At 60.6% G+C, this 18,477-nt stretch carries 9 protein-coding genes and 2 pseudogenes; 4 read left to right on the top strand and 7 right to left on the bottom strand.

The features are described from left to right. Positions 1–410 precede the first annotated feature (410 nt). Positions 411–566, top strand: a complete 156-nt coding sequence (locus ACE10X_RS03565) for a hypothetical protein (RefSeq protein WP_018646329.1) — start codon at positions 411–413, stop codon at positions 564–566. Here ACE10X_RS03565 and ACE10X_RS03560 read toward each other — a convergent pair. The 5 genes from ACE10X_RS03560 to ACE10X_RS03540 form a co-directional block, all read right to left on the bottom strand. Continuing rightward, positions 563–841: an HU family DNA-binding protein gene (locus ACE10X_RS03560; protein ID WP_011091019.1), complete on the bottom strand. Its 279-nt coding sequence runs from the start codon at positions 839–841 to the stop codon at positions 563–565. The genes ACE10X_RS03565 and ACE10X_RS03560 overlap by 4 nt on opposite strands. A 237-nt stretch (positions 842–1,078) precedes the next feature. Continuing rightward, on the bottom strand, positions 1,079–2,425 hold the full coding sequence (locus ACE10X_RS03555; protein WP_011084757.1) for an IS5-like element ISBj5_B family transposase: 1,347 nt from the start codon (positions 2,423–2,425) through the stop codon (positions 1,079–1,081). A 393-nt stretch (positions 2,426–2,818) separates the two neighbouring features. Continuing rightward, the gene (ltrA, locus tag ACE10X_RS03550; RefSeq protein ID WP_375763020.1) at positions 2,819–4,144 is read right to left on the bottom strand and encodes a group II intron reverse transcriptase/maturase; all 1,326 of its coding nucleotides are present in this window, start codon (positions 4,142–4,144) and stop codon (positions 2,819–2,821) included. A gap of 574 nt (positions 4,145–4,718) precedes the next feature. Beyond that, positions 4,719–6,095 (bottom strand): group II intron reverse transcriptase/maturase, encoded by a 1,377-nt coding sequence (ltrA, locus tag ACE10X_RS03545; protein ID WP_028144467.1) that lies wholly within the window; start codon positions 6,093–6,095, stop codon positions 4,719–4,721. Positions 6,096–7,387: 1,292 nt separating this feature from the next. Then, positions 7,388–8,899 (bottom strand): ISNCY-like element ISBj12 family transposase, encoded by a 1,512-nt coding sequence (locus ACE10X_RS03540; protein ID WP_011084703.1) that lies wholly within the window; start codon positions 8,897–8,899, stop codon positions 7,388–7,390. A gap of 140 nt (positions 8,900–9,039) precedes the next feature. Here ACE10X_RS03540 and ACE10X_RS03535 point away from each other — a divergent pair. Beyond that, positions 9,040–9,448: pseudogene (locus ACE10X_RS03535) on the top strand (IS21 family transposase); the annotation flags it as partial. A gap of 1,339 nt (positions 9,449–10,787) precedes the next feature. Here ACE10X_RS03535 and ACE10X_RS03530 read toward each other — a convergent pair. Together ACE10X_RS03530 and ACE10X_RS03525 are read right to left on the bottom strand one after the other, a co-directional pair. Beyond that, on the bottom strand, positions 10,788–12,134 hold the full coding sequence (locus ACE10X_RS03530; protein ID WP_026191834.1) for an IS5 family transposase: 1,347 nt from the start codon (positions 12,132–12,134) through the stop codon (positions 10,788–10,790). Between the two features lie 597 nt (positions 12,135–12,731). Next, a complete protein-coding gene (locus tag ACE10X_RS03525; protein ID WP_370057846.1) occupies positions 12,732–13,013 on the bottom strand; it encodes a DUF3892 domain-containing protein in 282 nt (93 codons plus the stop codon). 767 nt (positions 13,014–13,780) lie between these two features. Here ACE10X_RS03525 and ACE10X_RS03520 point away from each other — a divergent pair. Together ACE10X_RS03520 and ACE10X_RS03515 are read left to right on the top strand one after the other, a co-directional pair. Beyond that, positions 13,781–14,077 (top strand): annotated as a pseudogene (locus ACE10X_RS03520) (integrase core domain-containing protein); the annotation flags it as partial. A gap of 3,239 nt (positions 14,078–17,316) precedes the next feature. Continuing rightward, on the top strand, positions 17,317–17,568 hold the full coding sequence (locus ACE10X_RS03515; protein WP_014490241.1) for a hypothetical protein: 252 nt from the start codon (positions 17,317–17,319) through the stop codon (positions 17,566–17,568). Positions 17,569–18,477 lie beyond the last annotated feature (909 nt).

The following is an 18,477-nucleotide window of genomic DNA, read 5'->3' as shown; positions in this document are numbered from 1 at the left end:
CTAAACTGCCCGATCGAAGAGGAACAGTTGCAAAGGCTCGGCTTGGGCCCGATGAGCTGATAGCTATACAGGATGACGAGATCGCTCCAATCATCCCCTGACCCGGACGCCACTAAGCGCTGCACGGCGGCATCGCGGTGGGCCTCGTGGAATCGCCCAGATAGCGATACCTTCACCCGCCTCGCAGACGATTTTCTCGGTCGTCGGGGCCATTGCCGTCAGCATCACGGCCTTCGTCCGACTCACCGGAATGGCCGCAGGCGGACCAGCCAAACACCGCTTGACGCGCGGCTGATATCGGTAGGACGGTGGGGCCGCTCCAGGCATCCAGACTGGCACCAAGCCTTCATCATCGAGCCTGCGCTAACCGCGGCTTTAGCGCCGATGGTGCGAGCTCGGAAACAGAGATCATGGAGGACACCGTGGCGACCATCAGCATCTTCCGGAAGACCGGCAACAACGAGTTGACCGGTCCGATCCGCACGCTCGCCTTCAACGTCAAGGCACGGCCCGTCTCGCATCGAGAACCCTCGGACAAGGGGGCCGGCCTGCGCTCCTGCCTTTAGCCGTTCAGCACATCCTTGAGGGCCTTGGCCGGGGCGAACGTCAGCTTCTTCGCCGCCGCGATCTTGATCGTCGCGCCAGTCGAGGGATTGCGGCCTTCGCGTTCCGGGGTGTGCTTCACCTTGAACTTGCCAAAGCCCGGCACATTGGTTTCAGCGTCGCTCGCTGCTGCATCGGCGATAGACTTGAAGACACCGTCCACGATGGCCTTGGCTTGCGCCTTTGGCAGATTGTACGCCTTGGCGATCTCGTCGGCGATTTCAGTGGCGGTGGTCATGGTGTGACGTTCCTCGGGGATGTCGGTTGCAATTGGCTGCGCGCAGCCTCGGCGCTCTAAGCATAGAGGAGCGCGCATCGCAGCCACGTCAAGACGCGGCCTGGCCGCTTGCGCGAATTATCCCATGGATTCGGCTTACGTGAGCAGCTTTCGCGAACGGGTCTGGCGCGCAAGCCGGCGATTGGCTGCATTCTTCTGGGTGATGGCCGGAGCGAACTCGTCATAATTAGTCGTCCGTTAAGAAGCCGGATTGATCGAGGCTGGCCGGGCGAGCGTGCGCCATAGCTGGGCCAGGAACAGGCACAAGAGATATCTCAGCCAGGCGAGGATGCGGCGGAAGTTGTGTCCGACGGCTGAGAGGACGACGTTGGCGGCATCGCCGGCGCGGCCTTTGAGGTAGCAGCGCCCGAGGTGGCCTTCCGCCTTCAGGTGTCCGATGATGGGCTCGATGGCGGAGCGGCGGCGCAGCTCGCGCTTGATGACACCGAAAACGCCGCGCTTCTGGCCGGAGATGAAGACGCGACGGGGATTTTGTGCGTCGTGGCCGCGGTATCCCTTGTCGACATAGGCCCGCTCGATCGGACAGCCGGTGAGTGTCTCGGTGCGGTCAATGACGTCCCGCAAGGTGTGACCGTCGTAGGGGTTGTCGGGCAGTGCGCTGGCGTGCAGCACGAACAGGCCACCGGGAGCCCGGCGGTTGTTGGTGACGATGGAGGCCTTCACGCCGAACTCGTAAGGCGCGCTGGCCTTGCCCTTGCCGATGCACTCCACTTCCGGGGCATGGAAGGAATAGAGCTTCCAGCCGCGCTGGCGCTGCTGCTGCGAGCGGATCTGCGTGGCCCGGCCGAGCGGGAGGGCGAACGCCTGCTCCAGTGCTGGCTGGCCTTCGATCTTGCGGCGGATGTCGCGGATGATCCGGCCCAGCCGGCTACGCAGGATACGCAACTGCCGCTGATGCCGCCTGAACTGTTTGGCATGGGCGTAGCGGCCGGCCATCATCGCGGCGGCCTTGGCGATGCGAGCATAGGATTGCCGCAGCCTGACGCCGTGCCTGATCGCCAGGCGGTTGAGCCCCTTGATGGCCGCATGCAGCAGCTTGGCATCGGTCGGAAAGGTGATGGCCTTCGGCTGCACCGTGGTGTCGACCGTAACCCGCTTGAGGTCCTGGCTGCGTAATGCACCGGCCTCGTGCGCTACCCGCAAGCTCTCGGCCAGCAGCAACTCCAGCTTGTCGCCAAGCCGCTTGCGCCAATGGCTCAGGTCCGAGCGCTCGTGCGGGAACGTGTGCTGAAAGAACTCTTCCCCGGTGAAGAACTGGAAGTATGGGTCATGGACCCAGCGCTCGCACACCTCCTCATCGGACAGCCCGTAAATGTGCTTGAGCAACAGCAGACCGATCATGAAGCGCGTCTCGATCCCGGGCCTGCCGTTCTCGCTGTAGAGCGGCGCGATCTCGCCGTCGATCCAGTCCCAATCGACCTTGCCGGCGAGCAGAACCAGCTCGTGCTTCATATTGATGATCTGGTCGAGCCGAGCCCGGAACAGATCGTTCGATCCCGTCGTCTTGTGCTTCTTCGGCCGCATCGTTCCCTCCGATGCAGACAAGGAATCATGCTTCCCGCTTCGAGGGAATCCACGAAAACCAAATCGCAAGGTTCTGACGCCCAAAGCATCAAAACCTTGCAATCTGGAAATGCCCCTTAGCCCAAATCGAGATTCCCGATCAGTGGCTTAGTCCTTCTTCACGGACGACTAATTAGCGCGGCTCTTTTGTAGCGCGCGTTTGGCATCGGCGAGTTCGATTTCAACGGCCAATCCAAAATGTCTTGCAGTGGCAGACTTTCGAACTCCCTGAAATCGGGATAGGGGGAAGCCTCGCGGCTCCGCCCACCGGGTCACCGGAGGCGGTCGCCCGCCCCCGGTTCCCACAGAACGTGGCGTGCGGATTTCCCGCACCGACGCTCTTCGACAGTTGGTTCACAGCACCGCAAGCGCCTGCAGCTCCCGATAAGGGAGGCGCAGCTTAGGCTTCAGCAACGGTGTCCGTTCTTTGATTTGGTTGAAGGCGTCCCAAGTGAGGCGTCGGCCTGCCCAGCTGCGGCTGCGCAGCATTCCGCGCCAGTAACGCTCCACTGCCCGATAAACTTTTACGAGGCTCCGGAGATTTCCGGCGACGCCGTAATAGCCATAGTGGCCGCGCAGGACGACGTTGATTTCATCGGCCTGGTCACTGATCTTGTAATGCCGTATTCGCCGCATCAGCTCCTGCAGAGACATGAGGCTGCGCTTTAGCCGAGATTTCTCGGTACGCATCCCAACCTTGAAGTTGCCTCTTTGGTTTCGCGTGCAATAGAGCGTCAGCCCCAGAAAGTAGATTGTTTCCGGGCGGTTTCTGCCGCGTTTGCCCGCGTGTCTTTGCGCGAACCGACCAAACTCGACCAACTTGGTCTTGGTCGGCTCTAGAGTGAGGCCGAACTTCCCCAACCGAAGACGCAGGGCCTCCTGTACGCGGATGGCGTCCGATCGATATTGGAAGCAGATCACAAAGTCGTCGATATAGCGCAAAAGTCGGGCTTCGCCCCGCAACCGACCCTTCACCACGCGTTCGAACCAGAGGTCGAGAACGTAATGAAGGTAGAGGTTGCTCAAAAGCACACTGATCGATCCGCCTTGTGGCGTTCCTTGTTCGCTCGGATGCACTGCTCCGTCTTCCAAGACACCCGCTTTCAACCAGCGCCGGATCAAGCTGATCAGGCGCGGATCACCGACTCGATGTTCGACAAACCGGAGGACCCAATCATGATCGAGACTCCCGAAGAAGTTCTTCAAGTCCGCCTCCAACACCCAGCTGATCATGCCGCCGGCGATGACCTCATTGAGGGTCGCCAAGGCGTGATGGGCGCTGAGCTTCGGCCTGCCGCCGAACGAGCTGGGCAAGAAGTCCTGCTCGTAGATGGCGGACAACACCTCAGCCGTGCTGCGCTGGAGGGCCCGGTCGGCGACAGTTGGAACCCCGAGGGGGCGCTTCTCCGTCTTACCGGGCTTGGGGATATAGACACGCCGAATGTTCGGCGCCCGATATCCCTGTCGGTGGATGGATTGGAGCATCGGCTCGATCCATCCGTCGAAGCTCTCCCTCGCCGCCTCCACCGTCTGTCCGTCCACCCCGGCGGCGGAGCGCTTCGGAATCTGTAATAGATTCTTTTGCACTCGGTCGCGCGTGATGTGATGGGCCAACGAGGTGAAGCGAAGATTTGGCTCGCGCCGAGCTTTCACTGCTATTTGTTCAAGTTTCGTTTCCATGGTCAGCTGATCTTCTCTTAGGATAGAAGGCCGTGACTCCCGTTGAATGGAGCCCATGTCGCCCAAGAACAATTCAACTACCGCTGACCGCTTCCCCATGTAGTCGGCTCTCCCGACCTCCGAGTACTATCAGTCAGTCTGACTTCCACCCGGTCATCAGACCCTTCTCACCTCATCGGCTTGGCAGGTCCTACAAGCTTGCGCTTGAACCGGACGGATCTCCCTTGTTCACGTCAATCCCCTTGGTTGCATGCTGGCGGTACGAACCCCGGGAGCACCTCAGCCCGCTCGCGATGACGCGGGTTGCGATTCCGCCTTCCCCTTTGAGAGACAGGGTCGGCTACTCCGATCACGTTCGATTTCGGGGCTATCTTCCCGTTCACTTCATTCCGGCCTGCAACCTCCCTGTCTACGCTTCGTAGCGACCGTTACCGGACGCCACGCAAGACTTGGTACACGGCCGCTCGCTAGGCTTTGCCGTGGCCGTCATCTCAGACGGCAGATTTCAACGCGCTTGCAAGGCGCAACTCCCACACCACCGGACATACGGGTCCGTATCCGGCGGTTCAGCGGATTATGCGGGTCGCCGTGCCGCGACGGAAGCCAAGCCGAGTGAGGCAAAGAAGCCGTTTGGCAGAGCAATGGTGAGCGCGGGGCTGTTCGCGAGCCGCCAAGGGCCACGTGGGCTGCCGGCGGTTTGCGCCGCCAGATCCCGGCCGACGCCGCGGCGTCGCAACTCGGCAAAGCGAGCGGGTCCATACTTCCATTGCTTCCAGGCAACGGCGCGCAACCGTCGCCTGATCCACTGGTCAAGCACGCGCAACACCGACGGGGTTTGACAGAAGCCGAAGTAGCCGTGCCACCCAATCAGGTAGGTCGACAGTTCTTTGGCGATCTGCACGAGGCATCGACCACGCGTGCGTCGCGTGAGCTCCCGAACCTTCGCCTTGAAGCGGGCGAGTGCCTGCGGCGCGATGCGCCGCCGCGGTTCTTGCCCGCCGGTGAAGCTGAAGCCCAGGAACTTGCGAACACTCGGTTTGGCAACCGCGCTCTTCGCTTTGTTGATCTTGAGCTTGAGGCGCTTTTCGAGGAACCTCTCGACGCCAGCCAGCACCCGTTCGCCCGCCCGCTGACTGCGCACGTAGATGTTGCAGTCGTCGGCGTAACGCACGAAGCGGTGGCCGCGCTTCTCCAGTTCCTTGTCCAGCACATCCAGCATCAGGTTCGACAACAGCGGCGAGAGCGGACCGCCCTGCGGCGTGCCCTCTTCCGTCGGACTGACCAGCCCTCCTTCCAACACACCCGCATTCAGGAAGGCGCGGATGAGCTTCAGGATGCGCTTGTCAGCAACCCGCTTGGCAACCAGTCCCATCAGGATGTCGTGGTTGACCCGGTCAAAGAACTTCTCCAGGTCGATGTCCACCACGATGCTGTGGCCGGCCGCAATGTACGCCTGCGCCCGTTCCACCGCCCGATGTGCCGAGCGCCCCGGCCGAAAGCCGAAGCTCGTCTCGGCGAACGTCCTATCCCAATCCGCCTGCAGCACCTGCATCACCGCCTGCTGGATCAAGCGGTCGAGCACCGTCGGAATGCCGAGCGGCCGCAGGCCGCCCGACGCCTTCGGTATCTCCACCCGCCGCACCGGCTGTGGCTTGTAGGTGCCGTCAAGCAACTGGGCTCGGATCGCAGGCCAGTGCTCCTTCAGGTGGGCTGACAGCTCGCCGACGGTCATCCCGTCGACGCCCGCCGCGCCCTTGTTGCGCTTTACTTGCGCCAACGCTGCCTTCAGATTCTCACTCTCGACAACGTCTTCCATCGACGGTCCTGCGACCGCCGGGCGTTCGAGACAGACTTCCGCCGCACGCGCTTCAGGCTCTCGGGCGCCGGCGCTTCGGGCTTCACCCTCCGCTCCGGGGCTCAAGTTCAGCTCGACCTGATTCTTCTGCCGCATGGCTCGCACGAGATCGCCGCTCTACTGACCACTTCCACCGTTCAGGCCTTCAGCGGCGCGCTGCCGCCTACTACGCCCTCGGCTGACTTCTGCGCTGCGGTCAGGCCGTCTTGCGACGGTCTCAGTCTCGTTGCCGAGACACAGCGCAGACCTCCCGAGGTAAGACCGACCGCCTTCACCGCACGCCCGCCGAATTTACCACCCCGACCTTTGATGACCTTGGACTTCGCGATCAATTGCTCGCTCGTCCGGCCGGGTAGGCCTCGTTATCCGGTGTTTGTCCATCGGGCCGCGGCTTTGCTCCACGCTTTCTTCAGACCCCACCTCACGATGACGCCCTTGCGCTTCGCTAATCCTTCGCCGCCATCAGGCTGGATAGAGGACTTCCACCTCCAAGCTGTCGCTCATACTCGGCACACAACGAAAAACCCCGGCATGAAAGCCGGGGCCCCGTGATGCCACGGCGTACATCCGGCCGTGACGATCAGGCGACAGATTGCATTTGGTTCTTAAAGAAAATGTGACCTTTTGCGGCCGTCGCTCTTGAATGTCGCGCCAATCAATCGCGATCACACACTGTTCCATCCGCGCGTTCACCCTGTCCGGTATAAGATATCCGTGTCACGAAGGGTATTCGTGAGGTTACGTCGAGCCCGCCACCGACGCCGGCACGGCGTCACGTATGGAATCGTCCAGATGGCGATGCCTTCACCGACTTCGTACACAATATCTGCGGCCGTCTGCACGATTGCCGTCAGCACCACGGCGTTCATCCACTTCACGGGCTGACCGCGCCCTAGCCAACAGGGCAGATCTTGCCGCGGAGCTGCTAGCGTCACACCGAAGGGGCTGGACTGGATCAGGCACCCCGAGTGCTCGCGGTCCTCGTCTTTGAAGCTGGACTGAGAGCGACCTAAGCGTCGAGGCTCGACCGATCATCGCAGACAGGCAGGTTCGTGGCGGTCATTGTGAGGGGCATCGACCAAGCGGCGGCGGATCACAGACACGGCCAACGACTCTCGTGAGCGCGGCGTGTTGCCGAGGCTTGATCGCGGAAGCGGAGATTCGCAATCGCCGGGTCAGAGAGCCAATCACCATTGAGTTCGTTGGGCCGGGCTCTCGGTATAGCGCGACGATCTGGGTGGGAAGACGTATTGCCTCACATATCGATGCTCCCGGGCGCGATCAGTTGCCTCATTTATTTTGCTCCTGGCCTGAGTTGAGGAGGAGGCCGGGTGCGGAGATGGCCGGGGTTTCGGAGCGCCCGGCCTCCTCCGCTGGCACCTCGCACGTCATTGGGGTGTTGTGACCTCATGCCCTGGCGGCATTTTTTCTGAAGCAAACAGCAGCGCATTCGCTTGCTCGCTGCGCCAGGATTTCAACCGACGTTGAAGGGTTCGAAGAAGCTTGTTCGGATAGTCTCCAGGATATTCCACCTGCAGGCGCGAGAGCAGTTCGCTGCCGGTCCGCCAAGGCTCGGCTTCAAACCATTTTCTCAAATCTGACGTTGCCCGGATAAGCGGATCGGGACGACGCCGGCCCCTTTTAGCCTTCACGATTGGCCGATCCGTCGGGCGCGTGGCGCCGTCCTTCCAGGCCGTTCGCAGGCTTGCCAGGAAGCGATCAATCGATTGTGATGCCGCAGCAGGATGGGCGGATGGTTGGATATCCGCGAGCGCCGCGAGGCGCTCCTGCACGTCGCGGATGTCGCGCAACAACGTGACCGGATCGAGAGCGGTATAGATTTCCTGGAGATGGTGGCGGACCGCATCAGGCGTGCGGGCGTCCGCTGACAGGCGCTGGTGGGGTGTTGCCGGCGCGCTGTATGTCTTACGTACACGAGCACCGTCGCGCTGCTTGGCTAACAGTTTGAACGAAGGTTGGAAGAAGTTTACGAACAGCCGCGCTGACCGATAGAGTTCCGCCAGTAGCTTGGCCGCCTCCAGGCCTTCGAACCTACGATAGCCGACCATCCTGCGCACGACGGCGCCGTTCTTTTGCTCGACGAACGCCTGGTCATTCTTCCGGTAGGGACGGCAACGCGTGAAGACAATGTTGGCCGCCTCGCAGTAGGCCTTCAACGTCTCATTCATGAACACGGTGTCATTGTCCGTGTCGAAGCCGAGCAGCGCAAAAGGCAATTGCTTGCGCAATTCCGTCAGCACCGTGCTCACCAGCGTCTGTTCGCGCACGATCAGAGGTGCGCACTCTGTCCAGCCGGTAGCAATGTCGGTGAGCACGAGGGTCTGGATGAAGCTGCCGCGCGCAGATGGACCGCTATGCGCTACAAGGTCGGCCTCGACGAATCCCGGCGCCGGATCATTCCAATCTGCCGAAGTCCGTATTGGAATACTGCGACGCAGGGAATGCCCCGCGTGCCGCCGGCGCTTGCGACCCAATTTTTCTCGAACCCGCACCAAGGCGCGGTCGATCGTCGCAGCGCTCATCGCCAAAAGTTTGGTGCGAATCTCAGGGGCAAGGTCGAGGTGCCCGTACCGTTCCATCGCCTCAATCAGCGCGGGCATTAATGCTTTCAGTCGCTTCCCGCAGATGCGGTCTGACGCCTCCCAAAGCAGCACGAGTGCGGTGTGTTCTGCTTCATTATATATCCGACGTCGCGCCCGTCGGCCCGGATGTACGCCTTCCTGGTTTCGAAGTAGACGCATCGCATGCTTCCGATGGAATCCGGTGATGTCGACGAACTCGTCCAATATCCGCGCCTTCTTCGCGCGATCCGACCGCCGATAGCGCACGCCTGCCGCCGCCGTCAGTTCCTTCCGCGTTGCCATGCTTAGCCACCCCATCTCCGCCCCTCGCTCGTTCCCGGTCCAGGGGAGCAATTTACGTGAGGCAACGGCTTAGGATCCGGTAACAATTAAGGCGAGGCAATGCGGAATCGAGGGCGATTGTCGCCCGCCATCGGTGAAGTCGGACAGACCCAGGCGCGCAGAAGAAGACGCCGAGGGGCCGGCGCCGGTCCGATCCGCTCGCGCAGTATTGGGAGGCCGAGATCGTTCCGATCCTGAAGGCTGCGCCCGGCATCCGCGTGATCGGCGTGCTGGACGAGTTGCGCCGACGGCATCATGACCTGAACCCGAACATCCGCCGCACGCTGGAGCGGCGCATCAACGCCTGGCGGGCGCTCAACGGCGGGCTTGCAGAACGCGCTGTGGGCGCTTGGCGGCGTGCCGCGGGAGCATCGCAGCGACAGCCTGTCGGCAGCGTTCCGCAATCTGGCCGCCGACGCACGGGAGGATCTGACGCAGCGCTACGCCGGGCTGATGGGCCACTATGGCATGGCGCCAACGCGCAACAATGCGGGCATCGCACATGAGAACGGCTCGATCGAGAGCGGGGAACGCGTCTTCACGCACCAGAGCATAGCTCAACGGCTTTGGGACCAATATAGATGGGCCTCCCGCACGCGCCGTCGCCCCTACACTCTCAAACAACACTAAGAACCTTCTAGGCCGAACGAATCCGTTGGTCGGGCGGGCGGGCGGGCGAGTCTATTTGGTCGAAGAGACGTGGGAGCCGGGAGTGTCTGAAATCGTGACGCCAATCGGCCGTAAGCGGGCAATAGATTGGCTGAGCGCCAATCCGACCCGCCGTCGTGATGCGGCTGCCACTGATCGTAAGCGGGCCGAACGCCTTTTTAATGCGGCCTGATCGATCTGCAAAAGACCGAGGCTGAAATACTGGCAGGCTGAGCGGCGTTAAGTCGCTCAGTCTGGCCTATCAATTTAGGTAGGCCACGCACGGCGGCTTTCTCGCTAAACCGCACTTCAGCTCCCAGCGGATTAAGGTTCATGGGAAAGCAGGGTGTGGGTTAGCCTTTATGATCCGAGGGGCTAACTTCACGGGGCAGTGCGGATGCCGCAGGGATAGCGCCTCTATCTAAGCCCCCCAGCCGATAAAGGCGCCGAGTCGCATCCGCGCGGCTCTTGAGCCGACGAGGAAATCATGGCACCAAAGGCTAAGCCTTTAAGGCATTTGCGCGCGCGGGACATTGCTGAAGCGGTCCATTTCGCGACGCGAGTATCCTATAAAAGGTGGCCGACGGGCGTGTGGTTTGAGCTAAGAGATCGGATGGTCAGAACAGCCGACGGGCAATTCTATCTTATCGAAGATCACCCCATTAAGCTTGACGGCCATGAAGTCGCACGGCCTTACAGTCTAGCGAGCGTCTTTGCGTGGCTGCATGATTGCCCACAACAGATTGAGCTTTGAACGGCCCAAGCGGGCCGCTTTTCGTTTGTAAATTTTCCGCGCGGATCTTTGTCAGCTTTTGGAAAGCTAGCCCGAATACTCAGCCATTGAGCTTAGCGGCGCGTGGCAGGGACAGTGCGTGCCCCGGTGTACGCGAGGGGGCTAGAGCGCCGAGTCACGTCACCGCTAATCTCAATTGCAGCGCGGGCGCGGTAGGGACAACGCCCGATTCTTATCCTGACCTGGCGCCGAGCCGTGCCCGCGTTGCTTCCGGTCGCTGAGACTGATCGCCCAAGCGTCTGGCGGCAACCAGTCCTGGTAGTTGCGCCACGGGCTTTCCCGGACGATACTTTCCGCCGTCAGCTTCAGTCGCTTGACGCTGGCCATGTTGAAGTTGGCGGGGCGTGGTAGGGACAGCGCCTCTAATTCCAGCTCGGGCGCGGAGTCACGTTGCCGCTAACTTCTACCATAGGTCGTCGTCCGTTAAGAAGCCGATTGCAGCGGTGAACGGTCGCTGATGGCTGCGATGAGGGTGGCCAGGAAGAGGCGCCAAAGACCCCTCAGCCAGGCGAGGATGCGGCGGAAGTTGTGGCCGACGGCTGAGAGGATGACGTTGGCGGCGTCTCCGGCGCGGCCTTTGAGGTAGCAGCGGCCGAGGTGACCATCGGTCTTCAGGTGTCCGATGATGGGTTCGATGGCGGAGCGGCGGCGCAGCTCGCGCCTGATGATACCGAAGACCCCGCGCTTCTGGCCGGAGATGAAGACACGGCGCGGGTTCTGTGCGTCGTGGCCGCGATATCCCTTGTCGGCATAGGCCCGCTCGATCGCGCAGCCGGTGAGTGTCTCGGTGCGGTCGATGACGTCGCGCAAGGTATGACCGTCGTAGGGGTTATCGGGCAGCGCCCTGGCGTGCAGCACGAACAGGCCACCGGGAGCACGGCGGTTGTTGGTGACGATGGAGGCTTTGACACCGAACTCGTAAGGCGCGGCTGCTTTGCCCTTGCCGATGCACTCCACCTCCGGGGCGTGGAAGGAATAGAGCTTCCAGCCGCGCTGGCGCTGCTGCTGCGAGCGGATCTGCGAGGCCCGGCCGAGCGGGAGGGCGAACGCGTTCTCGAGCACGGCCTGACCTTCGATCTTGCGGCGGATATCGCGGATGATCCGGCCCAGCCGGCTGCGCAGGATACGCAACTGCCGCTGATGCCGCTTGAATTGCTTGGCATGGGCGTAGCGTCCCGCCATCATGGCCGCGGTCTTGGCAATGCGAAGATAGGACTGCCGCAGCCTGACCCCGTGCTTCCTCGCCAGGCGGTTGAGCCCCCTGATCGCCGCGTGCAGCAGCTTGGCATCGGTCGGGAAGGCGATGGCCTTCGGCTGCACGGTGGTATCGACCGTGACCCGCTTGAGGTCCTGGCTGCGTAACGCGCCGGCCTCGTGCGCCACCCGCAGGCTCTCGGCCAGCAACAGCTCCAGCTTGTCGCCGAGCCGCTTGCGCCAGTGGCTCAGGTCCGAGCGCTCGTGCGGAAACGCGTGCTGAAAGAACTCTTCGCCGGTGAAGTACTGGAAATACGGGTCGTGGACCCAGCGCTCGCACACCCCCTCATCGGACAGGCCGTAAATCTGCTTGAGCAGCAGCAGCCCGATCACGAAGCGGGTCGCGATCCCCGGCCGACCGTTCTCGCTGTAGAGCGGCGCGATCTCGCCGTCGATCCAGTCCCAATCGACCTTGCCGGCGAGCTGAACCAGCTCGTGCTTCATGTTGATGATCTGGTCCAGCCTGGCCCGGAACAGATCGCCAGATCCCGTCGTCCTTTGCTTCTTCGGTCGCATCGTCACCTCCGACGCGACCACGGAATCATGACTGGCGATTCGACTGAATCCTGAAAATGAAATTGCAAGGTTCCGAGGCTCGAAACATCAAAACCTTGCAATCCAAAAACAGTCCACACCAGCAAATGCGATTCTGCCTCAATCGCTTAGCCGATCTTCACGGACGACTAGGTCCAAATGGACGGTGATCATCAGCGTGACAGACCTTCGCCCGCAGAGCTGAGACGTTCGGAGCGGATACTACGCGCCGATCAGATCGCACCTCGGGGCCTCACTAAGGCCAACGCAGCCGCCTATTGCGGGTGCTCCAAGGACGCGTTCAACACGTGGATTAAGAAGGGCTTGGTACCGGAGGCTATCCCCGGCACTCAGCGTTGGGATCGCAAGGCGATTGATTGGTATCTGGACCGGGCGTCCGGTCTGCCTACCGGGGAGACCGCATCGAGCGATCCGCTCCCAGCCTGGCTGACCTCAGAACGGAAGGCTGGCAGATAGGAGCGTACACGTCCAACCTTTTCAAGTGACTCTCGGGAGGCGCTCTATCAAAATTATACTACTGATCAGCCGGATCGCCAATGAACTTTATCCTTGCGACAATTAGGGGCACTCAGGGAGTGAAAGCAAATTGTCCGGTTGAATGCCGTCGGCCTTCGTCTTGATGTACTTGTGCCCGTTGTGGACGGCCACAATCACATCGGCCGTGCGCTTTTCCTCGACATAGAACTCCCATACACCGTTTTCGATTTCTTTGATCGTGTGATCGACGGATTGCTTCCACCTAGACCCGTCCGGGTTTACTCCGCCAACGTTTTTGATTCGCTCGTGAGGGTTCTGCCTGTCAGTCTTGTTGATGCATTGAATTCGTATGCGGCTGGTCACTCGGGTCTCTCCCATCTGCAAGAAAAAAGAGCCTCAGTGTGGACCTCGGCCGTGGGTTAGTGTGCCGACCAATCCCAGTAGGTTGCCTTGCATCCTTCTCGGCGCCGAGTCGCGCCCCCATTGCCAGGCGACCGTGACTGTGATGCGGCAACCAGTTCTGGTAGTTGTGCCACGGCTTTTTGCGGTGGATGTATCCTACCGACAGCCTTCTTCCCTCCCGAAGCTGGCGGTGGAGTTAGCGGCGCGCGTGGTAGGGACAGCGCTTCTTCTTCTCTCAGATTGAGCGCCGAGCCACGTGGCCGCTAACTCCCAACCATGGGGCCAAAGGATGCATATATTCGAGCGGCACATCACGGCCCTACGGTCGCAAGCGCTTGAGGTGCTTACAGCCAATCAGGCCCGGGCGGCCGATCAGTCTTTGAGCCTGGCAGATCGCCAAGTCGCGACATTTGATGCCGAGGAGGCTCGGGCAGTGTTAGGCATCCTCGACAGCGTGAAGCCCAATCTTAGGCCGAACGACGCGCGGCGGATCGCTGCACGCATACGCGCGCTTCTAGAGTGGGAGGGTTGAGTGCCGCACGACTCTCTCGGGGACAAAGGCGGTCAGCCCCGGTCTTCGGCGACGGTCTGGTCAACAAGGCCTACTTAAACTCGTGAACATCAGCGGCGAAGGAGTTCGACTAGGCAGCTCTCCGGCAATTCATGTCCTGTAGGGTAGCCAAAGTCATTTCGATGAAACGTCAGCTTTCTTGACCAGCACTTTAACGTACGTATCCATCAAGTACACCGAGCGCCTGGCTGAGGCTGGCGTCGAGCCGTCTGTCAGCAGCGTCGGAGATTCCTATGACAACGCTCTTGCCGAAACCATCAACGGTCTCTACAAGGCCGAGGTGATCCATCGGCGCGGGCCATGGCGCAGCTTCGAGGCCGTCGAGTTCGCCACTCTCGAATGGGTCGACTGGTTCAACAACCGGCGGCTCCTGGAGCCCATCGGAAACATCCCGCCGGCCGAAGCCGAGCAACGCTACTACGCCATGCTGGAACAACCAGCCAAGGCGGCATAACTTAAACCAAATGGCCTCCGGCAAACCCGGGGCCGTTGACTATGATTGCCGGAAAGAGCTTCAGCGAGCCTGCGAACAAACCCCTTCGCCTTTTCCTTGGGTATCGTCGTGACGACGGACATGCGCCCGTGCGACTCTTGCTTGCGGGTGCTCAACTTGGGCGCCGCTCGAGCAGGATAGCGCCGATGAGACGCAACCTTCGCTTGCAGCATCGAGTGCAGGCCGCTTAAACTCTAGCCCCTGAGGAGCCCGACGCTCCTTTCGCCAGCCGCCTAATCAGCCTCAAATCATTTGACAACGGACAACGGTTGCCCCGCTTGTGCGGTGCCATCAACCGGTCGGCCCTCTGCTGAGATGTTTCGTTGTCGTGCAGAACTTCGAGACTACAGACGCGAGCGATCGCCACGACGCGGCGCGAGATTCGCTGATGGTTCATGGATTTTGCTTTTAGCTCTGATGCCGGTAGCGGACTGGCTGCCGGGGTTCAGAAACCGTAATCGTGACCGGCCAATGTGCTTTTGGGGTGCCCTTGGACACGGGCGCACCGTCCCCGCCGAACGGGGCTGTTAGCACGCTGGCCCATTGATGGCCACTGATGCTGTCTTCGGTTTCTGAGACCCAAGCCTATGGTCGCACACAACCTAGACGGTTGCAATGTTAATATTCTACTCTAGGCGCGACGAAACCGCGCGCTTCCGTTGCAAGGCTCGACGCTGAAAGAACTTGGCCTTCCATTTGTAGATGCTGGCGTCGCTGACGCCGCCGATCTTGTTGACCTGCGACGAACGCCTTGTTCCCCACGCAGACCAAGGGCACGCCCGCTGCAGAACCTGGCACGGCAGCGCTCGACAGGGCCGGCCTCAGAAGCGCGGTCGGAAAGTGGATAAGTGTTCGGTGTGAGATTCCGCCCTGCTGATGCCACGCGCTTTGGTGTTGCGGGGCGGGCGTGGCGGGAAAGGTCGGCGCCGATCTCATGTGGTCAGCGATTAGCTGGCTGGTGGGGGTATGGGTCGTGGCCATATGTCCACTCGATTCTAAATTGGTGGTTTCCCTTTGAACGAGAACCTGAGCGACGTGCCCTGCCGCGGCGTCGACGGCGACGCGGTCGCCTCTTCCTCAGTGGCGTAGGGGCCGGAGTACTCAAAATTGAGCGCAACCTTCCACCGGCCTTTATGGCGCGACACGAAGTATTGAACGCCAGCCATAAAGCTTGCTCCGGCCTCGCCCCTGTGATCGACAGATGGCCTTACTCTGCAAATCTGCCGCGGTCGCCTCAACTACCGAATTTGGTGGGCTCGGAAGGAGCAGCGCCTTGTAGTGATAGGGCTGGACTGTTGCTGTGACCGGGGAGACCAACTGCCGGGCCTTGGTCGCTTCCCTTATTCACGAGCGATCGCGGCTGCAATCGGCGAGATCGAGTGTCGAGAGCGAGATGTCGCCTAGCTGCTAGCCAGTCTTTTCTCTCTCGTTAGAGTCAAAGGCTGGATTGATGACGGATTGGGAGACGATCCACTTTTCCATTATGACCGTGATCCCAAGCTCTTGTTCCGTCTCAGCCCTCGGGAAAACATGCGTTCGATCGTCAAACTCGTCAGGGTCCCTCACGGTAGCAGCACGATTTGAGCCGAACCGCGTTGCCGCGCCCTTTCTATTGCCCCCCTGCACGCCCTGGGGAACGTCATTGGGATCTCCGTTCTTAATTAATAGTCTTTGACTGCAATACTGGGCGATATGATCCGGAAGCGCCGATAGCGGCGCCCGCTTGGCTTCTTCCCGTACTCGCGCTCCCACGTCGAAGTGTCAATCCGCACATCCGTCATGTTCGCTGATCGCCTCAAAGATTACAACCTTGCCCTAGCGACCGTGCTTCAGAGCGTCAATTCCTTCGAGCTGGTCGGGGTTGGGCTCGTCCTTGATGTTCCAACGGATATCGCAAGCCGCCGAATCTTCTCCAATCGAACAAGCGCCTCTTGGAGTAACGAGGCTCGGAATTTGCAAGTCGTCGGCGCGGGGTGGCGCTGCTCAGCCGTCCTTCGGAAATCCCTCCGTTCAATGCAGAAACACCATAGCGGCGGCACGCCTGACAGCTCTTTATTTCCGTCAGCTACAAATTCTTGTAGTTGACCCGCGCGGTGTCCTCCGGGCTGAATCGCGATCAACCCCACAGGAGAGCAAAGCTATGTCTCCACTAGAAGCAATCACCCGTTGGCTGGACTCACAAGATTTGGGCATGCAACTTGAGATCGCCGGTTTCGCGACATTCTTGGTTTTCGGGGATGATGACACTTTCACGCTCGGCGACTCGGAGCAGCTCGAGTCTCTTTACCGATGGTTGAACGAGCCAAGCTTGGCATCGGGCATCGCCGCCGAACGTGCCCTGACCTTTCGAGTGTACTTCGCTTCCTTGGCCGAGGATAGATCGACGGGCGCCGGATGGAAGCGAACCGAAGTGTTGGTGCGGAGAATTCTGAAAGACGCTACGCGAGACGGGAGGTTTGCCGCTGCCCGCAAGGCGCAAAGGATGCTTGAGCTCTTGCCCGCCCGAAAAGAGAGCTGGAATCAGGTCGTGAGATCCTGGAATGAATTGGCCGCGACGTATCTAACACACGAGGCTCTCAGTAGTTGGAGCGCCGCCGAGAAGCTCCGAGGCCTGAGGGCGATTTCAAGCACCAGCGTTCCTGTTGCTGGGCTTGGGTCGCCTCATCGAGGCGCTGCTTAATTCTGGTAAAGCCGCAATTCCCCTGTGCTGCGGGGCGAGCGTCTGCATGCACCTGTCGGATCCATGGCGGCCACGCTAGCCGCTTAAAAGCATGACAGCGCATTGAAACTGACCGTCAGGGCCACCGGAGGATATCTCCACCCGACCGGCGGCCCACTTGCGATGCTGTAGCACAAGAGCCGAAACCGGCATCTCAATGGCAGGCACGGCTTCGCGCTTTTCTTCGAACATATGCCAATGCCAGCGGGCCTAACACATCGAGATGAACGAAAGTCTCCGGATAGGCTATATCGTTTCGGTAGCTTCATTGCTCGAGAGCCGCTCAGGCCGATGTTCAGGGCCGTAAAAGGTGGTACGTCCGCCTGCCTTCGGCGCAGACGTGGCTGCTGCTCGACATGATGTCGCGGCGGCGTCAGTGCCGCTGCGAACGAAAACCGACAAATATCGGACAAAATCCGCAATTGGTGACGAAAAGTCCGGATTGGCTATATAATATGAGATCGTTGGATGGGGGAGCCCGATGTCGATCTATAACCCTTTGAGAGACAAGCTGGTCGCAAACAGCTCTGCCTCGCTCAAGATGACCTTTGCCGACATCGAGATGCTTATCGGTCGCTCCCTCCCGAAATCAGCGTATGAATATGATGCGTGGTGGGCCAACGAAGACCCCGTCAAAACAAATCACAGTCACAGCCTTGCGTGGACAGTTCCGGGGTATCAAGCCGAACCAAATCGATTGCAGCGGACAGTAACATTTCGGCGCAGGGGGTAGCATTTTCCGCAAAAGCGAATGCCTTGAACCTGGTTCGCTAATTCGACAATCGAGGATGCGTCGTGAATGAAAATGATCACGCGACACGACTAAGCCCGTATCGACAAGACATGATATTTCTTATCGCAGTAGCCTCTCCCTCCGTTGGCAGCAAGCAAGGGGCGGCCGGGCGCCGATACGCGTGCCGAGCTCGATCTTGGCGTCCCTCATCTCCGCCAGCAGAGCCACGGGATCGAGCGTGCGATAGCTCTCGAAGGCGCCGTTCGTTTGACGCCTTTGCTCAGCTTCGGATGCGCGAGAGCGCACTCAGGGATCATCGCCGCTTCGAGTTTGGGACGGAGCGGATCGGCGACCTTGCCGAACTGCGCCGTTGCAGCTTCTGCATCGAACTCGGTGACGATGAAGGCGAAGACGACACGGCGCCCGGTCTTCCAGCAACCGGCTCACGTGGCTGTTGGAGATGGGTGCCGTAGTCGGCCGCTCCGAGCGCAGTCGTTCAATACCGAACTCGGCTGGGAGTTCTGTGAGAGCTCCTGGAATAGCCAGTTCTCGGGATGTCGCTCGGCCTGTTTCGCGGCTCAAATTTCATGTATCGAAGAGGGTACTGGCCGTGATCGAGAAGGCCAGCCGCAGCAAGAAATTCTGGACTCTTAACTCGATGCGGCGCCGAGCCTTATCGCCGGCCCCTACACACGCCTCCGTCTTACTGCGGATGCATCGTCCGCCCGGAACGAAATGGATTGAATGCGGCTCGTCCGTCGAAGCTTCGCCGTAAGCGGGAACACTTGCATCCAATGGCCGACGAACGGTCGATACGGGCGGAACGAGGACACGCGGAGCAGCTGCAATCAGGAAACTGACTCGCTGTCGATGCGCTGACTCTTGTCATGCTGATGTGCTCGAAGCCGC

It is taken from the genome of Bradyrhizobium sp. Pha-3 (genome assembly GCF_042258325.1).
Lineage (GTDB): Bacteria > Pseudomonadota > Alphaproteobacteria > Rhizobiales > Xanthobacteraceae > Bradyrhizobium > Bradyrhizobium elkanii.
This window is presented reverse-complemented; position numbering and strand designations above follow the sequence as displayed.

Excerpts from the sequence above, each read along its gene's own strand:
- ACE10X_RS03540 (WP_011084703.1), bottom strand. The coding sequence starts at position 8,899 with ATGGGGTGGCTAAGCATGGCAACGCGGAAGGAACTGACGGCGGCGGCA.
- ltrA (WP_028144467.1), bottom strand. The coding sequence starts at position 6,095 with ATGCGGCAGAAGAATCAGGTCGAGCTGAACTTGAGCCCCGGAGCGGAG.
- ACE10X_RS03555 (WP_011084757.1), bottom strand. The coding sequence starts at position 2,425 with ATGCGGCCGAAGAAGCACAAGACGACGGGATCGAACGATCTGTTCCGG.
- ltrA (WP_375763020.1), bottom strand. The coding sequence starts at position 4,144 with ATGGAAACGAAACTTGAACAAATAGCAGTGAAAGCTCGGCGCGAGCCA.
- ACE10X_RS03565 (WP_018646329.1), top strand. The coding sequence starts at position 411 with ATGGAGGACACCGTGGCGACCATCAGCATCTTCCGGAAGACCGGCAAC.
- ACE10X_RS03560 (WP_011091019.1), bottom strand. The coding sequence starts at position 841 with ATGACCACCGCCACTGAAATCGCCGACGAGATCGCCAAGGCGTACAAT.
- ACE10X_RS03530 (WP_026191834.1), bottom strand. The coding sequence starts at position 12,134 with ATGCGACCGAAGAAGCAAAGGACGACGGGATCTGGCGATCTGTTCCGG.
- ACE10X_RS03515 (WP_014490241.1), top strand. The coding sequence starts at position 17,317 with ATGTCGATCTATAACCCTTTGAGAGACAAGCTGGTCGCAAACAGCTCT.